This is a genomic window from Streptomyces sp. NPDC086549, from assembly GCF_044746205.1.
In the GTDB taxonomy this organism is placed as follows: Bacteria; Actinomycetota; Actinomycetes; order Streptomycetales; family Streptomycetaceae; genus Streptomyces.
On sequence record NZ_JBIVBS010000015.1, the window covers coordinates 232,766 to 248,502 of the forward strand.

The following is a 15,737-nucleotide window of genomic DNA, read 5'->3' on the forward strand; positions in this document are numbered from 1 at the left end:
GGCGCAGCCCGGGGCGTCCGGGGCGGCCGCGGAACCCGGTCGTCCACGTCGATCCGCATCCCGGGAAGGAGATCCGACATGAGCGTCACCCAGCAGTACCTCCTCGACACCTACCGCGCCCGGCAGCACGGCGTGCCGGCCCCGCCCGCGCCCGCGTTCCCTGTAGCCCGCGTGCCCTGCGGCTAGGCCTTCTGCGGCAGCCTGGTCGCGAAATCCGCGACGGCAGCCCGTACGTCGGCAGCCGTCCACTCCAGACCCGCGGAGCGAACCGTGACCTCGGTGACGGCCAGGCCGGGGCCGCCCGGCTGCCACCCATTGCAGAACAGGAGCGTCCCGGTCTCCTCGGCCTGGCGCACCGCCGCCTCCGCCACCACTTCGGGGGCGTACGGCAGCCACACCTGGAACTCGTGGGTGTGCGGCTCCTCGGGGTTCACCCGCGCCCAGGGCACCCCGGCCTCCGCGAACCCCTCGCGCAGCGCGGCGGCCACCACGCGCGCGTGGCGCACATAGTCGGGCAGCCGGGGCAGCTCCCGCTCCAGCCCGGCGAACGCCGACAGCGCGGTGGGGAACTGCTGGAAGACCATGCCGCCGTACCGGTGCCGCCAGGTCTTCGCCTCTTCCACCAGGGTCTTCGGGCCGGCGAGCGCGGCTCCGCCAAAGCCGTCGAGGGACTTGTAGAACGAGACGTAGACGCTGTCCGCCAGGCCCGCGATCTCGTCCAGGGAGCGGCCGAAGTGGACGGTGGACTCCCACAGGCGCGCGCCGTCGAAGTGCACCACCGCGTCGCGCTCCCGCGCGGCTTCCACGACGGCGGTGAGCTCCTCCCAGGAGGGCAGCAGGAAACCGGCGTCCCTGAGGGGCAGTTCCAGCATCAACGCCCCGAAGGGCTCCGGGAAGTCGCGTATCTCCTCGGCGGTGGGGAGCCGCGGCTCATCGGTCACGCGGACCGGGCGCAACCCGCTGACCTGGCTGAACGCGTTCCGCTCGTGCATCTCGGGGTGGGCCAGCGCATGCAGGGCGACCGTGGGGTTGCCGGTGCGGCCCGCCCAGCAGCGCAGGGCCACCTGCTGGGCCATCGTGCCGGTCGGGAAGAACGCGGCCGCCTCCGTGCCCAGGAGCGCGGCGACCCGTTCCTCCAGGGACGCGACGATCCGGTCGCCGTAGATGTCCGCCGGTTCGTCCAGGTCGTACACCTGGGGCGCCGTCTCCTGCAGCAGCGCGAGCCGTTCGCGGATCGTGCCTCGCCAGCCCGCGCGCGACAGGACGCGCCGCGCCTTCCGGTGAGCGGCCGACCGGCGTTCCCGCAACCGCTCCTGTGCCGACCGCTCTTCGCCCTGTTCACCCGTATCACTCATGCACCGGATCATGCCGTGCCGGCCTGCGCGCCGACAGCCGGATTTCCACGGAGCGAAGTGCCGCCGGGGCCCGCCGCGCGGACGTGTGGAAACCCACAGCCTGTGGACAACGCGATCGGTGCTCCAGCCGATAGCGTTAACATGACGAGAAATCGTCCGGTACCCAGAGCGGACTGGAACGGGAAGGCCACCTTCGCGTGAGTACAGACCAACAGCCAGACCCCAAGGACCGCCCGGCGCGGCTCGCCGTCGGCGTCGTCGGCGCCGGCCGGGTGGGCCCCGCGCTGGCCGCGTCCCTCCAGCTCGCCGGACACCGCCCGGTGGCCGTCTCCGCGGTCTCCGACACCTCCAGACGACGCGCCGGTCTGATGCTCCCGGACGTCCCGGTAGTCCCGCCCGCCGAGGTGCTCCAGCGCGCCGACCTGGTGCTGCTCACGGTTCCCGACGACACCCTGCCCGGCCTGGTGGCGGGCCTCGCCGAGACCGGCGCCGTACGGCCCGGCCAGCTCCTCGTGCACACCTCGGGGCGATACGGCGCGAAGGTCCTGGACCCCGCCCTGCGCGCGGGCGCGCTGCCGCTGGCCCTGCACCCCGCGATGACCTTCACCGGCACCCCGGTGGACGTCCAGCGGCTCGCCGGATGCTCCTTCGGTGTCACCGCCCCCGACGAGCTGCGGCTGGCCGCGGAGGCCCTCGTCATCGAGATGGGCGGCGAGCCCGAGTGGATCGCCGAGGAGAACCGCCCGCTCTACCACGCGGCCCTCGCCCTCGGCTCCAACCACCTGGTGACCCTGGTCGCCCAGTCCATGGAGCTGCTGCGCACGGCCGGTGTCGAGGCCCCCGACCGGATGCTCGGCCCGCTGCTCGGCGCCGCCCTGGACAACGCCCTGCGTTCCGGTGACGCGGCGCTGACCGGGCCCGTCGCGCGCGGGGACGCGGGCACGGTCGCCGCACACATCGCCGAGTTGCGCAGGCACTCCCCGCAGACCGTCGCGGGTTACCTGGCGATGGCCCGCGCGACCGCCGACCGCGCGCTCGCGCACGGCCTGCTGAAGCCGGAACTCGCGGAGGACCTCCTCGGAGTGCTCGCCGGCCGCGGCGAGGGGGACGCCCGATGACCGGGACCGGGCTCAGGACCGTGAGGGAGGGCCGCCTGACGACGCGCGTGCCCGAGAACGGAGACTTCCGATGACCACCGCCCTGCTGAGCACCGCCGACGAGCTGCACGCGCGGGTGCGTCGCGGTCGCCGTGCCGTGGTGATGACCATGGGCGCCCTGCACGAGGGGCACGCCACGCTGATCCGCAGCGCGCGAGAGATCGCCGGGCCGGACGGCGAGGTCGTGGTCACCGTCTTCGTCAACCCGCTCCAGTTCGGCGCGGGCGAGGACCTCGACCGCTACCCGCGCACCCTGGAAGCCGACCTGAAGATCGCCGAACAGTCGGGCGCGGACGCCGTGTTCGCCCCCTCCGTGGACGAGGTCTACCCCGGCGGCGAACCCCAGGTGCGTGTCTCCGCGGGCCCGATGGGCGAGCGCCTGGAGGGATCCTCGCGGCCCGGGCACTTCGACGGTGTGCTCACCGTGGTCGCCAAACTGCTCCACCTCACCCGGCCCGACGTCGCGCTCTTCGGCCAGAAGGACGCCCAGCAGCTGGCCCTGATCCGTCGCATGGCAGGGGACCTGAACTTCGGTGTCGAGATCGTCGGCGTACCGACCGTGCGCGAGGACGACGGCCTGGCCCTGTCCAGCCGCAACCGCTACCTCTCGCCCCAGGAACGGCACACGGCCCTCGCCCTGTCCCAGGCCCTGTTCGCGGGCGGTGACCGGCACGCCGCGCAGGAGGCGCTGCGCGCGCGGGCCCGCGAAGTGCCCTCCACGCGCGCGCGTGCCGAGGCGCTCAGCGCCATAGGGGAGTCCCGCGCGGCCGCCGACGCGCACGCCGTCGCCAAGGCCGTGCCCGGGGCTGCCGCGGCCGTCCGCGCCGCGGCCCGCCTGGTCCTGGACGAGGCCGCCCGGCTCGACCCGCCGCTCGAACTGGACTACCTCGCCCTCGTCGACCCGTCCGACTTCACCGACATCGGCGACGACTTCACCGGCGAGGCCGTCCTCGCCGTCGCCGCCCGGGTCGGGACGACCCGGCTGATCGACAACCTCCCCCTCACCTTCGGAACCTTCGGAGCCGCCTCGTGACCAGCACAGGCATACGACTGCACGCGCCCGCCCCCGGGTGGTCCATCTCCGCGGACGTGGTGGTCGTCGGCTCCGGGGTCGCCGGCATCACCGCGGCCCTGCGCTGCGAGGCCGCGGGCCTGAAGACCGTCGTCGTCACCAAGGCCCGCCTCGACGACGGCTCCACACGCTGGGCGCAGGGCGGCATCGCCGCGGCCCTGGGCGAGGGCGACACCCCCGAACAGCACCTGGACGACACCCTGGTCGCGGGCGTGGGCCTGTGCGACGAGGACGCCGTACGGATCCTCGTCACCGAGGGTCCCGACGCGGTACGGCGACTCATCGAGACGGGCGCGCACTTCGACGAGTCCTCCGAAGGCGGACTGGATCTCACCCGGGAGGGCGGCCACCACCGCCGCCGTATCGCGCACGCGGGCGGCGACGCCACCGGCGCGGAGATCTCCCGGGCGCTCGTCGAGGCCGTACGCGCGCGTGGGCTCCGTGCGATCGAGAACGCGCTGGTCCTGGACCTGCTGACGGACGCCGACGGCCGTACCGCGGGTGTGAGCCTGCACGTCATGGGTGAGGGCCAGCACGACGGCGTGGGCGCGGTGCACGCCCCCGCCGTGGTCCTGGCGACCGGCGGCATGGGGCAGGTGTTCTCGGCGACCACGAACCCGTCCGTGTCGACGGGCGACGGTGTGGCCCTCGCGCTGCGTGCCGGTGCGGAGGTCTCCGACCTGGAGTTCGTGCAGTTCCACCCGACGGTGCTGTTCCTCGGCGCCGACGCGGAGGGCCAGCAGCCGCTGGTCTCCGAGGCGGTGCGCGGCGAGGGCGCCCACCTGGTCGACGCCGACGGCGTGCGCTTCATGGTCGGTCAGCACGAGCTGGCCGAACTCGCGCCCCGGGACATCGTCGCCAAGGGCATCATGCGGCGCATGCAGGAGCAGGACGCCGAGCACATGTTCCTCGACGCCCGGCACTTCGGCGCCGACATGTGGGAGCACCGCTTCCCGACGATCCTGGCCGCGTGCCGTGCCAACGGCATCGACCCGGTCACCGAGCCCATCCCGATCGCCCCTGCCGCCCACTACGCCTCCGGCGGCGTGCGCACCGACGCCCGGGGCCGTACGACCGTCCCGGGCCTGTACGCGTGCGGCGAGGTCGCCTGCACCGGTGTGCACGGCGCGAACCGGCTCGCCTCCAACTCCCTCCTGGAGGGGCTGGTCTACGCCGAGCGCATCGCCGCCGACATCATCGCCGGCCACGCCGGAAACGGCCTCCACGCGCGTGTGCCGGAGCCGGTCGAGCACCCCGAGACGCCCGCCCACCCGCTCCTCGCCCCCGAGGCCCGGTTCGCGATCCAGCGGATCATGACCGAGGGCGCGGGCGTCCTGCGCTCGGACGAGTCGCTGCTGAAAGCCGCCGACCAGCTCCAGCAGCTGCACACCGAGGCCCGCGACGCCCTCGACGAGAACGGCAAGACCGCCGAGCCGGGCGTCGACACCTGGGAGGCCACCAACCTCCTGTGCGTGGCCCGCGTCCTGGTCGCCGCCGCGCGGCTGCGCGAGGAGACCCGCGGCTGCCACTGGCGCGAGGACCGGGCCGACCGCGACGACGCCGACTGGCGGCGCCACATCGTCGTACGGCTGAATCCGGACCGGTCGCTGGCCGTGCGCACCACCGACACCGCAGACTTCCCCCCTACCCGGCAGCAGCACCAGCCCCAGGAGCAGTGACAGAAGTGAGCACCCCCGACCTTCCCCTCGCCTCGAACGGTGGCTGCGGCGACGGCTGTGCCTGTGGCGCGGACACCGACGAGGAATATCTGGAGTGCGGGCTCGACCCCGCGCTCGCGCAGCTCCTGGCCGACGCCGGACTCGACCCCGTGGAGGTCGAGGACATCGCCAACGTCGCCATCCAGGAGGACCTCGCCCACGGCGTGGACGTGACGACCGTCGCGACCATCCCCGAGGACGCCGTGGCCACCGCCGACTTCACCGCGCGCGAGGCGGGCACGGTGGCCGGCCTCAGGGTCGCCGAGGCCGTGCTCTCCGTGGTCTGCACGGACGAGTTCGAGGTCGAGCGGCACGTGGAGGACGGCGACCGGGTGGAGGCCGGGGACAGGCTCCTGTCGGTCACCACGCGCACGCGTGACCTGCTGACCGGCGAGCGCAGCGCGCTCAACCTGCTGTGCCGTCTGTCAGGCATCGCGACGGCCACGCGCGCGTGGGCGGACGCGCTGGAGGGCACGAAGGCCCGGGTGCGCGACACCCGCAAGACGACGCCGGGCCTCAGGTCGCTGGAGAAGTTCGCGGTGCGCTGCGGCGGCGGCGTCAACCACCGCATGTCGCTGTCGGACGCGGCCCTCGTCAAGGACAACCACGTGGTTGCCGCGGGCGGCGTCTCCCAGGCCTTCGAGGCCGTGCGGGCGGCCTTCCCGGACGTACCGATCGAGGTCGAGGTCGACACCTTGCACCAGCTGCGCGAGGTCGTGGACGCGGGCGCCGACCTGATCCTGCTCGACAACTTCACGCCCCTGGAGTGCGAGGAGGCGGTGGCGATCGTCGACGGCCGGGCGATGCTGGAGGCCTCCGGCCGGCTCACGCTGGAGAACGCCAAGGCGTACGCGGACACCGGCGTGGACTACCTGGCCGTCGGGGCCCTGACCCATTCCTCGCCGATCCTGGACATCGGCCTGGACCTGCGTGAGGCGGAGTAACGGCCATGCTCCTCACGATCGACGTGGGCAACACGCACACCGTTCTGGGCCTGTTCGACGGTGAGGACATCGTCGAGCACTGGCGCATCTCCACGGACGCCCGCCGCACGGCGGACGAGCTGGCGGTGCTGCTGCAGGGCCTGATGGGCATGCACCCGCTCCTCGGCGACGAGCTCGGGGACGGCATCGACGGCATCGCGATCTGCGCGACCGTGCCGTCGGTGCTGCACGAGCTGCGCGAGGTGACGCGTCGGTACTACGGCGACGTGCCCGCGGTGCTGGTGGAGCCCGGGGTGAAGACCGGCGTGCCGATCCTCACCGACAACCCCAAGGAGGTCGGCGCGGACCGCATCATCAACGCGGTGGCCGCCGTCGAGCTGTACGGGGGGCCCGCGATCGTCGTGGACTTCGGTACGGCGACGACGTTCGACGCGGTGTCCGCGCGCGGGGAGTACGTCGGCGGTGTCATCGCGCCCGGTATCGAGATCTCCGTCGAGGCGCTGGGCGTCAAGGGTGCGCAACTGCGGAAGATCGAGGTGGCCCGGCCGCGCAGCGTGATCGGCAAGAACACCGTGGAGGCGATGCAGGCCGGCATCGTGTACGGGTTCGCGGGGCAGGTCGACGGAGTCGTGAGCCGGATGGCCCGCGAGCTGGCCGACAACCCCGACGACGTGACCGTGATCGCCACGGGCGGCCTGGCTCCGATGGTCCTCGGCGAGTCGTCCGTCATCGACGAGCACGAGCCCTGGCTGACGCTGGTCGGGCTGCGGCTGGTGTACGAGCGGAACGTGTCGCGCATGTGAGATCCCGCGTGTGAGGCGGGACCGGCACCGGGCGAGGGCAGGGCCGGGACCGTCCAGGCGAGTGGCTCTCCCGCGCCACATGTGTCTTTTGTGTCTGGTTTGTCTGATTAGCGCGTATCTTCGGTGCATGCCCACGCCCTACGGATCCCGCGGCGGCATGGCGTTCGGTGTGACGGAGCTGCCTGTGCTCCGCCGCGCTCTCGCCCTCGCCCTTCATCCCGGTCACGCCTCGGCAGAGGACGTCCAGGACTGCCTCCGCCTCGCCGAGTCGCTCGACGAGGCGATGCGCGAGGGCGCCCGGCTGCGCGCCTTCCTGGTGGCCGACCTCGCCCGGTACCGCGCCGCTCTGCCCGGGACCGTCGCCGGGTACCTCACGCTGCTGGAGGAGGCGCTGGAGGCCGGATACCGGCCCGTCGTGGCCGACCTCGCCGCCCTGCGGGCACTGCGTGCGGGCCCCGCCGCGGCGTCCCTCCTGGAGCGCTGTCAGGCGCTCGGGGACGATGCGCAGCGGCCGGCCGCCGAGTTCCCGGGCGTGCCCGCCTGCCGTACGCCCGACCGGGCGCACAAGCGGCTGATGGCCCTTCCCGGGGGCGCGGGCGAGGAGCAGGGCAAGAAGCCCGCGGAGAAGCCCGCCGAGCGGCCCCCCGAGCATCCGGGGCCCGAGCCCGCCGTTCCGAAGCCGCCCCGGCCGGTTCCGACCCCTGGAGAGGTCTTCCCGCGCCGCAAGCCCACCCCGCCGCCCGCCGGTCCGCCGCAGCAGCGGCTCGCGGCGGGCTGAACGGGTGGCGGTGACGTGGTGAAACGAGGGCCGGGCCCACCCCGGCCCGGCCGTTCGTCCCCCCGTGGCTACTCTGGTCGCATGGACTACGTCTCCGCGCTCGTGCCCCCCGTCGTGATGGCCGTCTTCTTCATCGGCCTGGTCAGGGTGATCGTGAAGACCCAGGGCGGGGCCGCCAAGGCCAAGGAGGACGCCGCCGTCGACGCCGCCATCTCGCGCGCGGAGGGCGTACGAAAGGCCTCCGCCGGTACCGACGTCTGACGGACGCCCGGCGGCGCCCGAGGCGGGGCCCGCGAGTCACGGTGCACCCGCACGCCGTGGGCCATGCGCCCCTTTTGTTCACGTTTGCCACTGGAAGTGCCCGTCCGGCACGCCATTGGCGAGATCTCCCACTATTGTTCTGAGCTGTGCCTCGCCCATTGGGAGAACTCGAAGACGCGGTCATGACGCGGGTGTGGAAGTGGAACCGCCCGGTGACCGTTCGAGAAGTCCTTGAAGACCTTCAGCAGGAACGGTCGATCGCGTACACCACGGTGATGACCGTTTTGGACAATCTCCATCAGAAGGGCTGGGTGCGCCGCGAGGCGGAAGGCCGGGCCTATCGATATGAGGCCGTCTCCACGCGAGCCGCGTACGCCGCCGCACTGATGAACGATGCCTGGTCGCAGAGCGACAACCCGGCCGCCGCTCTGGTCGCCTTCTTCGGGATGATGAGCGACGAACAGCGACAGGCCCTCCGGGACGCCGTACGCATCGTCCAGGGCCCGGAAACCCCGGATACCACCTCCGATACCGACGACGAGAACCCCGGCGCCGCACAGGACGGCGGTGGGCGATAGCGTCCGCTCATGTCAGCAGAGCGCCCCGAAGCCACCGCAAAAGCCATCACCGTCCGGCGGGCCCGGACCGGTGATGTACCCGCCGTGCGCAGCCTCCTCGACGCGTACGTGCGTGACCGCATCCTGCTCGACAAAGCGACGGTGACTCTTTACGAGGACATCCAGGAGTTCTGGGTCGCGGAACGGGACGACAACGCCGAGGTGGTCGGCTGCGGCGCTCTGCACGTGATGTGGGAAGACCTCGCCGAAGTCCGCACTCTCGCGGTGAAGCCCGGCCTGAAGGGTGCCGGTGTCGGCCACCGGTTGCTGGAGAAGTTGCTGCACACAGCGCGCTGGCTCGGCGTTCGTCGCGTTTTCTGCCTGACCTTCGAAGTCGACTTCTTCGGGAAGCACGGCTTCGTGGAGATCGGCGAGACACCCGTCGACACCGATGTGTACGCAGAGCTGTTGCGTTCCTATGACGAGGGCGTCGCCGAGTTCCTCGGTCTCGAACGAGTGAAACCGAACACCTTGGGCAACAGCCGGATGCTTCTGCATCTGTGATCCCCGGGCTTGGCCGTCTATTCCGGCGGTCCGGCCTTGCCCCGGTTCCCTATGTCCGAAACGCGCATGTTTCCGGCTTCAGGGCGGCCCCTGAGTCTCTCCCAGGGGTTTGTGTTTTTCCCGCAAAAGCGGTTTGCTTTCCGACGTACTGCAGTACTGCATATAAGAGGGGGCGGCGAAACGGCGGACGCCGCAGACCCCCGGCCCTTGAAGTTATCGATGAAAGGAAATCCGGTGGCACAGAAGGTTCAGGTCCTTCTTGTCGACGACCTCGACGGCGGCGAGGCGGACGAGACCGTGACGTTCGCGCTGGACGGCAAGACGTACGAGATCGACCTCACGACCGCCAATGCGGACAAGCTGCGTGGCCTTCTTGAGCCCTATGTGAAGGGCGGCCGTCGTACCGGTGGCCGTGCTTCGGGCGGACGCGGAAAGGCTCGTGCCGCTTCCGGTGGCAGCCAGGACACCGCGCAGATCCGCGCCTGGGCGAAGGAGAACGGTTTCGAGGTCAACGACCGTGGCCGTGTTCCCGCGACCATCCGCGAGGCCTACGAGAAGGCCAACGCCTGAGAAAGCGACGGCCCGGCGCATCCGCGCCGCAGCCGGATCCGGTGGCACTGTGTCGCCACCGTGTCCACGAGTCGTACGAGATCGGGGACGCCCTCCACGCCCCCCATGGCCGACAGGGTCGGCAGTGATGCCTCGGCCCCGCGCCCCGGCTCAGGGGGCCGCAGCCATACAGCGGCCCCCTGCACGGCACCCGGAACGGGCGCGGCCGGCACGGTTGCGGACCGGCCGTGGGGAAGCGGTCGCGGTCCGATGGAGGCCCGCTCGAGGGGCGGTGGCGCGTCCATGCGCCCGTTCGCGCCCAGCGCGACGAGATCGAGGGCCAGCGTGCCCCACTCCAGCCAGTCCAGCAGCCCCGGCAGCTCCTCCGCGCTGCCCGCGGCCACCAGCAGCCGCATCCGGTCGCCCTGAAGGGCCACGGGAGAGCCCGGCCCCACGCGCCTCAGCGCCGCGGCGCCCGCCTCGGCCGGCACATCCAGGACGTCGAACCGCTCGCCGGTGACGAGCCGTACCGGCTCTTCCGGCCCTCCGGGCACTGTCGGCCACCCCAGTTCGTTCTCGTACCAGCGCCGGATCCTGGTGCTCGGGTGGAGCAGTCGGCGAGGGAGGGGGATCGTGGAATCCATGAGCACCGTGCCAACCATGACAAGTCCAACAGCTGAAGCTGGACACAAGTTACGCTGTGTATTCGCCTGACTTCGGACAGCGCCGAAAAAGGAGGCGCGCGGGGGCCGGAGAGGCGCAAGGTTGTTCGCCCATAGCGGAGGGAACCGGTGCCCTCGGCATGGAGTGTCAGTCCGTACGGGTAAGACATCCCTAGTGGGAGGGGGCGACACGCAGGACGGGACGTCTCACGTTCGCCATCGGCGTACTGGCGAGTGGGGTAACTGCCTGGCCTGCGGGAACATCGTCTCGCACCATCGGGTTGGAGCAGATGTCGGCGTTCGGGGTCAGGAGGCCATCGACGGTGTCGGCAGTTGGAATGAGCGGTCCCCGCTTGCGGGACTAAGCTGCGGAAGGACAGGGAGGGGAAGTTCCCCCCACTGCCTGACCGCTCTGAGGAGCGATTAACGATGTTCGAGAGGTTCACCGACCGCGCGCGGCGGGTTGTCGTCCTGGCTCAGGAAGAAGCCCGGATGCTCAACCACAACTACATCGGCACCGAGCACATCCTCCTGGGCCTGATCCACGAGGGTGAGGGTGTCGCCGCCAAGGCCCTTGAGAGCCTCGGGATTTCGCTCGAGGCGGTCCGCCAGCAGGTGGAGGAGATCATCGGCCAGGGCCAGCAGGCCCCGTCCGGGCACATCCCCTTCACCCCCCGTGCCAAGAAGGTCCTGGAGCTGTCGCTCCGCGAGGCGCTTCAGCTGGGCCACAACTACATCGGCACGGAGCACATCCTGCTCGGCCTGATCCGTGAGGGCGAGGGCGTCGCAGCCCAGGTCCTGGTCAAGCTGGGCGCTGATCTCAACCGGGTGCGGCAGCAGGTCATCCAGCTGCTCTCCGGTTACCAGGGCAAGGAGACCGCCGCCGCCGGCGGCCCTGCCGAGGGCACCCCCTCGACGTCCCTGGTCCTCGACCAGTTCGGCCGGAACCTCACCCAGGCCGCTCGTGAGTCCAAGCTCGACCCGGTCATCGGGCGCGAGAAGGAGATCGAGCGGGTCATGCAGGTGCTGTCCCGCCGCACCAAGAACAACCCGGTCCTGATCGGTGAGCCCGGCGTCGGCAAGACCGCCGTCGTCGAGGGCCTCGCTCAGGCCATCGTCAAGGGCGAGGTGCCCGAGACCCTCAAGGACAAGCACCTCTACACCCTGGACCTCGGCGCGCTGGTCGCCGGCTCCCGCTACCGCGGTGACTTCGAGGAGCGCCTCAAGAAGGTGCTCAAGGAGATCCGCACCCGCGGCGACATCATCCTGTTCATCGACGAGCTCCACACGCTGGTCGGTGCGGGTGCCGCCGAGGGCGCCATCGACGCCGCTTCGATCCTGAAGCCGATGCTGGCCCGCGGTGAGCTCCAGACCATCGGTGCGACCACGCTGGACGAGTACCGCAAGCACCTGGAGAAGGACGCGGCCCTGGAGCGCCGCTTCCAGCCCATCCAGGTCGCGGAGCCGTCCCTGCCGCACACGATCGAGATCCTCAAGGGTCTGCGCGACCGGTACGAGGCGCACCACCGCGTCTCCATCACGGACGAGGCGCTGGTCCAGGCCGCCACCCTGGCCGACCGCTACATCTCGGACCGCTTCCTGCCGGACAAGGCGATCGACCTGATCGACGAGGCCGGTTCCCGGATGCGCATCCGCCGGATGACCGCGCCGCCGGACCTGCGTGAGTTCGACGAGAAGATCGCCGCTGTCCGCCGGGACAAGGAGTCCGCGATCGACTCGCAGGACTTCGAGAAGGCCGCCTCCCTGCGCGACAAGGAGAAGCAGCTCCTGGCCGCCAAGGCCAAGCGGGAGAAGGAGTGGAAGGCCGGCGACATGGACGTCGTCGCCGAGGTCGACGGCGAGCTGATCGCCGAGGTCCTCGCCACGGCCACCGGCATCCCGGTCTTCAAGCTGACCGAGGAGGAGTCCAGCCGCCTGCTCCGCATGGAGGACGAGCTCCACAAGCGGGTCATCGGCCAGATCGACGCCGTCAAGGCGCTGTCGAAGGCGATCCGCCGTACGCGTGCGGGCCTGAAGGACCCGAAGCGTCCGGGTGGTTCGTTCATCTTCGCCGGCCCGTCCGGTGTCGGTAAGACCGAGCTGTCCAAGGCGCTCGCCGAGTTCCTCTTCGGCGACGAGGACGCGCTGATCTCCCTCGACATGTCGGAGTTCAGCGAGAAGCACACGGTGTCGCGTCTCTTCGGTTCGCCCCCCGGCTACGTGGGCTACGAAGAGGGCGGCCAGCTGACCGAGAAGGTCCGCCGCAAGCCGTTCTCCGTCGTCCTCTTCGACGAGGTGGAGAAGGCCCACCCGGACATCTTCAACTCGCTGCTGCAGATCCTGGAGGACGGTCGTCTGACCGACTCCCAGGGCCGGGTCGTGGACTTCAAGAACACGGTCATCATCATGACGACCAACCTCGGCACCCGGGACATCTCCAAGGGCTTCAACCTGGGCTTCGCGGCCTCGGGTGACACGAAGACCAACTACGAGCGCATGAAGAACAAGGTCCAGGACGAGCTCAAGCAGCACTTCCGGCCCGAGTTCCTCAACCGTGTCGACGACGTGGTCGTCTTCCCGCAGCTGACGCAGGCGGACATCCTGCGGATCGTCGACCTGATGATCAGCAAGGTGGACGAGCGCCTGAAGGACCGGGACATGGGCATCGAGCTCGCCCAGTCCGCCAAGGAGCTGCTGTCCCAGAAGGGCTACGACCCCGTGATGGGCGCGCGTCCGCTGCGCCGCACCATCCAGCGCGAGATCGAGGACACGCTGTCGGAGAAGATCCTCTTCGGCGAGGTGCGCCCCGGTCAGATCGTGGTCGTGGACACCGAGGGCGAGGGCGAGGCCAAGACCTTCACCTTCCGGGGTGAGGAGAAGTCGGCGCTGCCGGACGTCCCGCCGATCGAGCAGGCCGCGGGTGGGGCCGGTCCCAACCTGAGCAAGGAGGCGTGACCCTCCGGGGGTTCGCCTGAAAGGCCCGAAGGAAAGGGGGCCGGTGCTTCGAGCACCGGCCCCCTTTCGTCTGCCCGAAGGGCACCGCCTACGACAACTGTCCGTCGTAGTCAGGCAGCTTGAACGTCTTCTCGGCGTGGCCGCCCGACAGGTCGGTGGCACTGTTGCCGATGTTCGCGATGATCGTGTAGCCCTTGTTCTCGATGTCGACGCGCTGGGCGGTCTTGTAGGCGGAGACGTCCTTGAAGAGGTCGAACAGGCCGCGCACATAGAGGCCGGAGACGTCGTAGCCGTCGTATTCGAGGTTGTACTCGGTGGGCCAGGAGATGATGCCCGGCCGGGCGGTGACGAAGAACAGCGAAACGCCGTGCTCCTGGGCGTACTTGGCGACATCCAGCACCGGCTTGTTGGCCGGCTGCGGGTAGCTGAAGCCGAAGTCGGTCTCCAGCGTGGTGTTGTCGATGTCGAAGACGATCGCCTGCTTCTCGCCCGGCTCGGCGGCGGCGATGCGGTTCTTCAGGTACGGCAGGGCCTGGTCCATGACGCCCTGACAGTCCTTCTGCCAGGTGGCGTAGTCGACCTTGGCCGCGGTCTCGGTCGCGGCGTCGGCCGGGGCGGCCATGGCCGTGAGCGCGGCCACGGAGACGGCGGTCACGGAAATACGGCGCGCCCAGGGGCGTCTGGTCATCGGTGGGGGTCCTCTCACATCCGTATGCCTGTCAGGTGCATGATCTTTGGGCAGGATGGCGCGAGGGGAACCGTAGGGTTACCGGACGGTAGGAGTACAGAGATGTGCGTCACACGATGCCGTGAATTCCGCTGACGTGAACCCGGAGTTGAGCACTGCCGTATCCGATCCCGCCCGCGTAGCGCCGGTCACAATCCACTGTTCGTCGATCTTGCGAGCCGGTGACATGCCGCACAGGCGATATGTCAGTTACTAACGGAGGTAGTGGGGCAATGACGGATCTTTCGGTGCGGGCAAAAGGGATGTTTTCTACGTATTCCCCCTGGTTTGTGCGCGGCATGCGCGTTCTTCGTCAAATGCAATCTCTGTCAAGAATTAGGCGTTTTACGCACCGAATACGACCTTGTGTCGTAGAACGGGTGTTTGAGGGCGAGGGGGCTTCCGGGGTACCAAGGGATGCCCCACCCGGCGGACGTCAGTGCGCCAGGTGGTCCCCCGTTCCCGAACCCATGAGGTCCAGATGTCCCAGCGCGTTACGTCCCGTTCCCCCCGCACGTCCAAGCTCCGTACCCGTGTGGCCGTCCTGGCCGCCGGTCTTGGCGCCGCGGCCGTCGTGGGAACCGGGGTCGCGAGCGCCGCCACCGGGTCCGCCTGGGTCGACCCGGTGAAGAAGTACACGCTCAGCGCCGGCTTCGACCAGGCTGGCAGCCACTGGGTGGCCAAGCACAGCGGTCAGGACTTCGCCGTCCCGACCGGCACCGAGGTCGTCGCCGCCCACGGCGGCACCGTCGTCAAGGCCGGCGGCAACGGAGCCGGTGACGGTCCCGCGTACGGCAACGCCATCGTCGTCAAGCACGGCAACGGGACCTACTCGCAGTACGCCCACCTGTCCCGGATCGACGTCAGGGTCGGCCAGGTCGTCGCGACCGGCCAGCACATCGCCCTGTCCGGCAGCACCGGCAACTCCACCGGCCCGCACCTGCACTTCGAGATCCGCACGACCCCGAACTACGGCTCCGCGGTCGACCCCGTCTCCTTCCTGCACGCCGAGGGCGTCAAGGTCTGACCTATTCCTCCCCGTGGGCGCCCCGGTGCGCCTGCGTGACGAGGTCCACGGCGACTTCGAGAACGGCCTCGCGCCGCTTCTCGGGGTCGCCTTCCAGGTCCTGCATCACGAACATCCCGGCGTGCAGTGTGAATATCGCGCTGACGCACCGGACCTGCTCGACGAGCGGCGCATCGGGGTCGATCATGATGTCCCGCAGACTGCGCATCCGGTCCTTGAAGGTGTCGCCGATGCGCAGCTCCCGGACCGTCGCCTGGTTCTCCTGCATGAAGCGGAAGAGCGGTTCCGCGCCGACCAGCGTCCGGCTGTAGCGCCGTACGATCTCCTGCTTGGTCTCCAGGGTGTGGGGCTGCTGCCTGCCCCACTCGATCAGGTCCTCCATCGGCTTCGTCAGGTCCTCGAAGAGGCTGACGATGATCTCTTCCTTCGTCTTGAAGTGGTAGTAGAGCGCCGCCTTGGTCACGTCGAGGCGCTCGGCGATCTCACGCAATGACGTCTTCTCGTAGCCCTGCTCGGCGAAGAGTTCGAGCGCCACGTCCTGGATGCGCTGGCGGGTGTTGCCGCGGCGCTGCTGCTTGGTGCCGTCCATGGTGACGCCCATCCTCGTA

At 70.1% G+C, this 15,737-nt stretch carries 16 protein-coding genes; 12 read left to right on the top strand and 4 right to left on the bottom strand.

Translation table 11 applies throughout. The features are described from left to right. Positions 1–182: 182 nt before the first annotated feature. Positions 183–1,355, bottom strand: coding sequence for a threonine aldolase family protein (locus tag ACIPSA_RS37770; RefSeq protein ID WP_402643182.1), 1,173 nt, complete (start codon positions 1,353–1,355; stop codon positions 183–185). A 197-nt stretch (positions 1,356–1,552) separates the two neighbouring features. Between ACIPSA_RS37770 and ACIPSA_RS37775 the strand changes: the two genes are divergently transcribed. The 10 genes from ACIPSA_RS37775 to ACIPSA_RS37820 all read left to right on the top strand — a co-directional run bounded on the left by ACIPSA_RS37775 (position 1,553) and on the right by ACIPSA_RS37820 (position 9,779). Beyond that, positions 1,553–2,473 (top strand): Rossmann-like and DUF2520 domain-containing protein, encoded by a 921-nt coding sequence (locus ACIPSA_RS37775; RefSeq protein WP_402643185.1) that lies wholly within the window; start codon positions 1,553–1,555, stop codon positions 2,471–2,473. 70 nt (positions 2,474–2,543) lie between these two features. After that, the gene (gene panC, locus ACIPSA_RS37780; RefSeq protein WP_402643187.1) at positions 2,544–3,545 is read left to right on the top strand and encodes a pantoate--beta-alanine ligase; all 1,002 of its coding nucleotides are present in this window, start codon (positions 2,544–2,546) and stop codon (positions 3,543–3,545) included. After that, on the top strand, positions 3,542–5,263 hold the full coding sequence (locus ACIPSA_RS37785; RefSeq protein WP_402643190.1) for an L-aspartate oxidase: 1,722 nt from the start codon (positions 3,542–3,544) through the stop codon (positions 5,261–5,263). The genes panC and ACIPSA_RS37785 overlap by 4 nt, the downstream gene beginning before the upstream one ends. Before the next feature lie 5 nt (positions 5,264–5,268). After that, on the top strand, positions 5,269–6,246 hold the full coding sequence (nadC, locus tag ACIPSA_RS37790) for a carboxylating nicotinate-nucleotide diphosphorylase (RefSeq protein ID WP_402643192.1): 978 nt from the start codon (positions 5,269–5,271) through the stop codon (positions 6,244–6,246). A gap of 5 nt (positions 6,247–6,251) precedes the next feature. Then, the gene (locus tag ACIPSA_RS37795) at positions 6,252–7,049 is read left to right on the top strand and encodes a type III pantothenate kinase (RefSeq protein ID WP_402643195.1); all 798 of its coding nucleotides are present in this window, start codon (positions 6,252–6,254) and stop codon (positions 7,047–7,049) included. 157 nt (positions 7,050–7,206) lie between these two features. Beyond that, positions 7,207–7,827 (top strand): hypothetical protein, encoded by a 621-nt coding sequence (locus ACIPSA_RS37800; protein ID WP_402643284.1) that lies wholly within the window; start codon positions 7,207–7,209, stop codon positions 7,825–7,827. An 81-nt stretch (positions 7,828–7,908) separates the two neighbouring features. Next, the gene (locus tag ACIPSA_RS37805) at positions 7,909–8,088 is read left to right on the top strand and encodes a hypothetical protein (protein ID WP_402643196.1); all 180 of its coding nucleotides are present in this window, start codon (positions 7,909–7,911) and stop codon (positions 8,086–8,088) included. A gap of 158 nt (positions 8,089–8,246) precedes the next feature. Then, a complete protein-coding gene (locus ACIPSA_RS37810) occupies positions 8,247–8,666 on the top strand; it encodes a BlaI/MecI/CopY family transcriptional regulator (RefSeq protein ID WP_402643286.1) in 420 nt (139 codons plus the stop codon). A gap of 9 nt (positions 8,667–8,675) precedes the next feature. Next, positions 8,676–9,209, top strand: coding sequence for an amino-acid N-acetyltransferase (locus tag ACIPSA_RS37815; protein ID WP_402643199.1), 534 nt, complete (start codon positions 8,676–8,678; stop codon positions 9,207–9,209). A 234-nt stretch (positions 9,210–9,443) separates the two neighbouring features. Then, positions 9,444–9,779, top strand: a complete 336-nt coding sequence (locus ACIPSA_RS37820; protein WP_365273264.1) for an Lsr2 family protein — start codon at positions 9,444–9,446, stop codon at positions 9,777–9,779. Here ACIPSA_RS37820 and ACIPSA_RS37825 read toward each other — a convergent pair. Continuing rightward, positions 9,758–10,402 carry an SCO3374 family protein gene (locus tag ACIPSA_RS37825; protein WP_402643201.1) on the bottom strand — a complete coding sequence of 215 codons (645 nt, stop codon included), beginning with the start codon at positions 10,400–10,402 and terminating at the stop codon, positions 9,758–9,760. The two genes, ACIPSA_RS37820 and ACIPSA_RS37825, sit on opposite strands and share 22 nt — an antisense overlap. A 447-nt stretch (positions 10,403–10,849) precedes the next feature. On the opposite strand from ACIPSA_RS37825, the gene ACIPSA_RS37830 reads away from it, so the two are divergent. Continuing rightward, positions 10,850–13,375, top strand: a complete 2,526-nt coding sequence (locus tag ACIPSA_RS37830) for an ATP-dependent Clp protease ATP-binding subunit (RefSeq protein ID WP_402643203.1) — start codon at positions 10,850–10,852, stop codon at positions 13,373–13,375. A gap of 88 nt (positions 13,376–13,463) precedes the next feature. Here ACIPSA_RS37830 and ACIPSA_RS37835 read toward each other — a convergent pair whose 3' ends face one another. Beyond that, positions 13,464–14,063, bottom strand: coding sequence for an HAD family acid phosphatase (locus tag ACIPSA_RS37835; protein WP_402643204.1), 600 nt, complete (start codon positions 14,061–14,063; stop codon positions 13,464–13,466). 520 nt (positions 14,064–14,583) lie between these two features. On the opposite strand from ACIPSA_RS37835, the gene ACIPSA_RS37840 reads away from it, so the two are divergent. Next, positions 14,584–15,129, top strand: coding sequence for a M23 family metallopeptidase (locus tag ACIPSA_RS37840; protein WP_402643207.1), 546 nt, complete (start codon positions 14,584–14,586; stop codon positions 15,127–15,129). A 1-nt stretch (position 15,130) separates the two neighbouring features. Here ACIPSA_RS37840 and ACIPSA_RS37845 read toward each other — a convergent pair whose 3' ends face one another. After that, positions 15,131–15,730 (bottom strand): TetR/AcrR family transcriptional regulator, encoded by a 600-nt coding sequence (locus ACIPSA_RS37845; protein WP_402643208.1) that lies wholly within the window; start codon positions 15,728–15,730, stop codon positions 15,131–15,133. Positions 15,731–15,737: the final 7 nt, after the last annotated feature.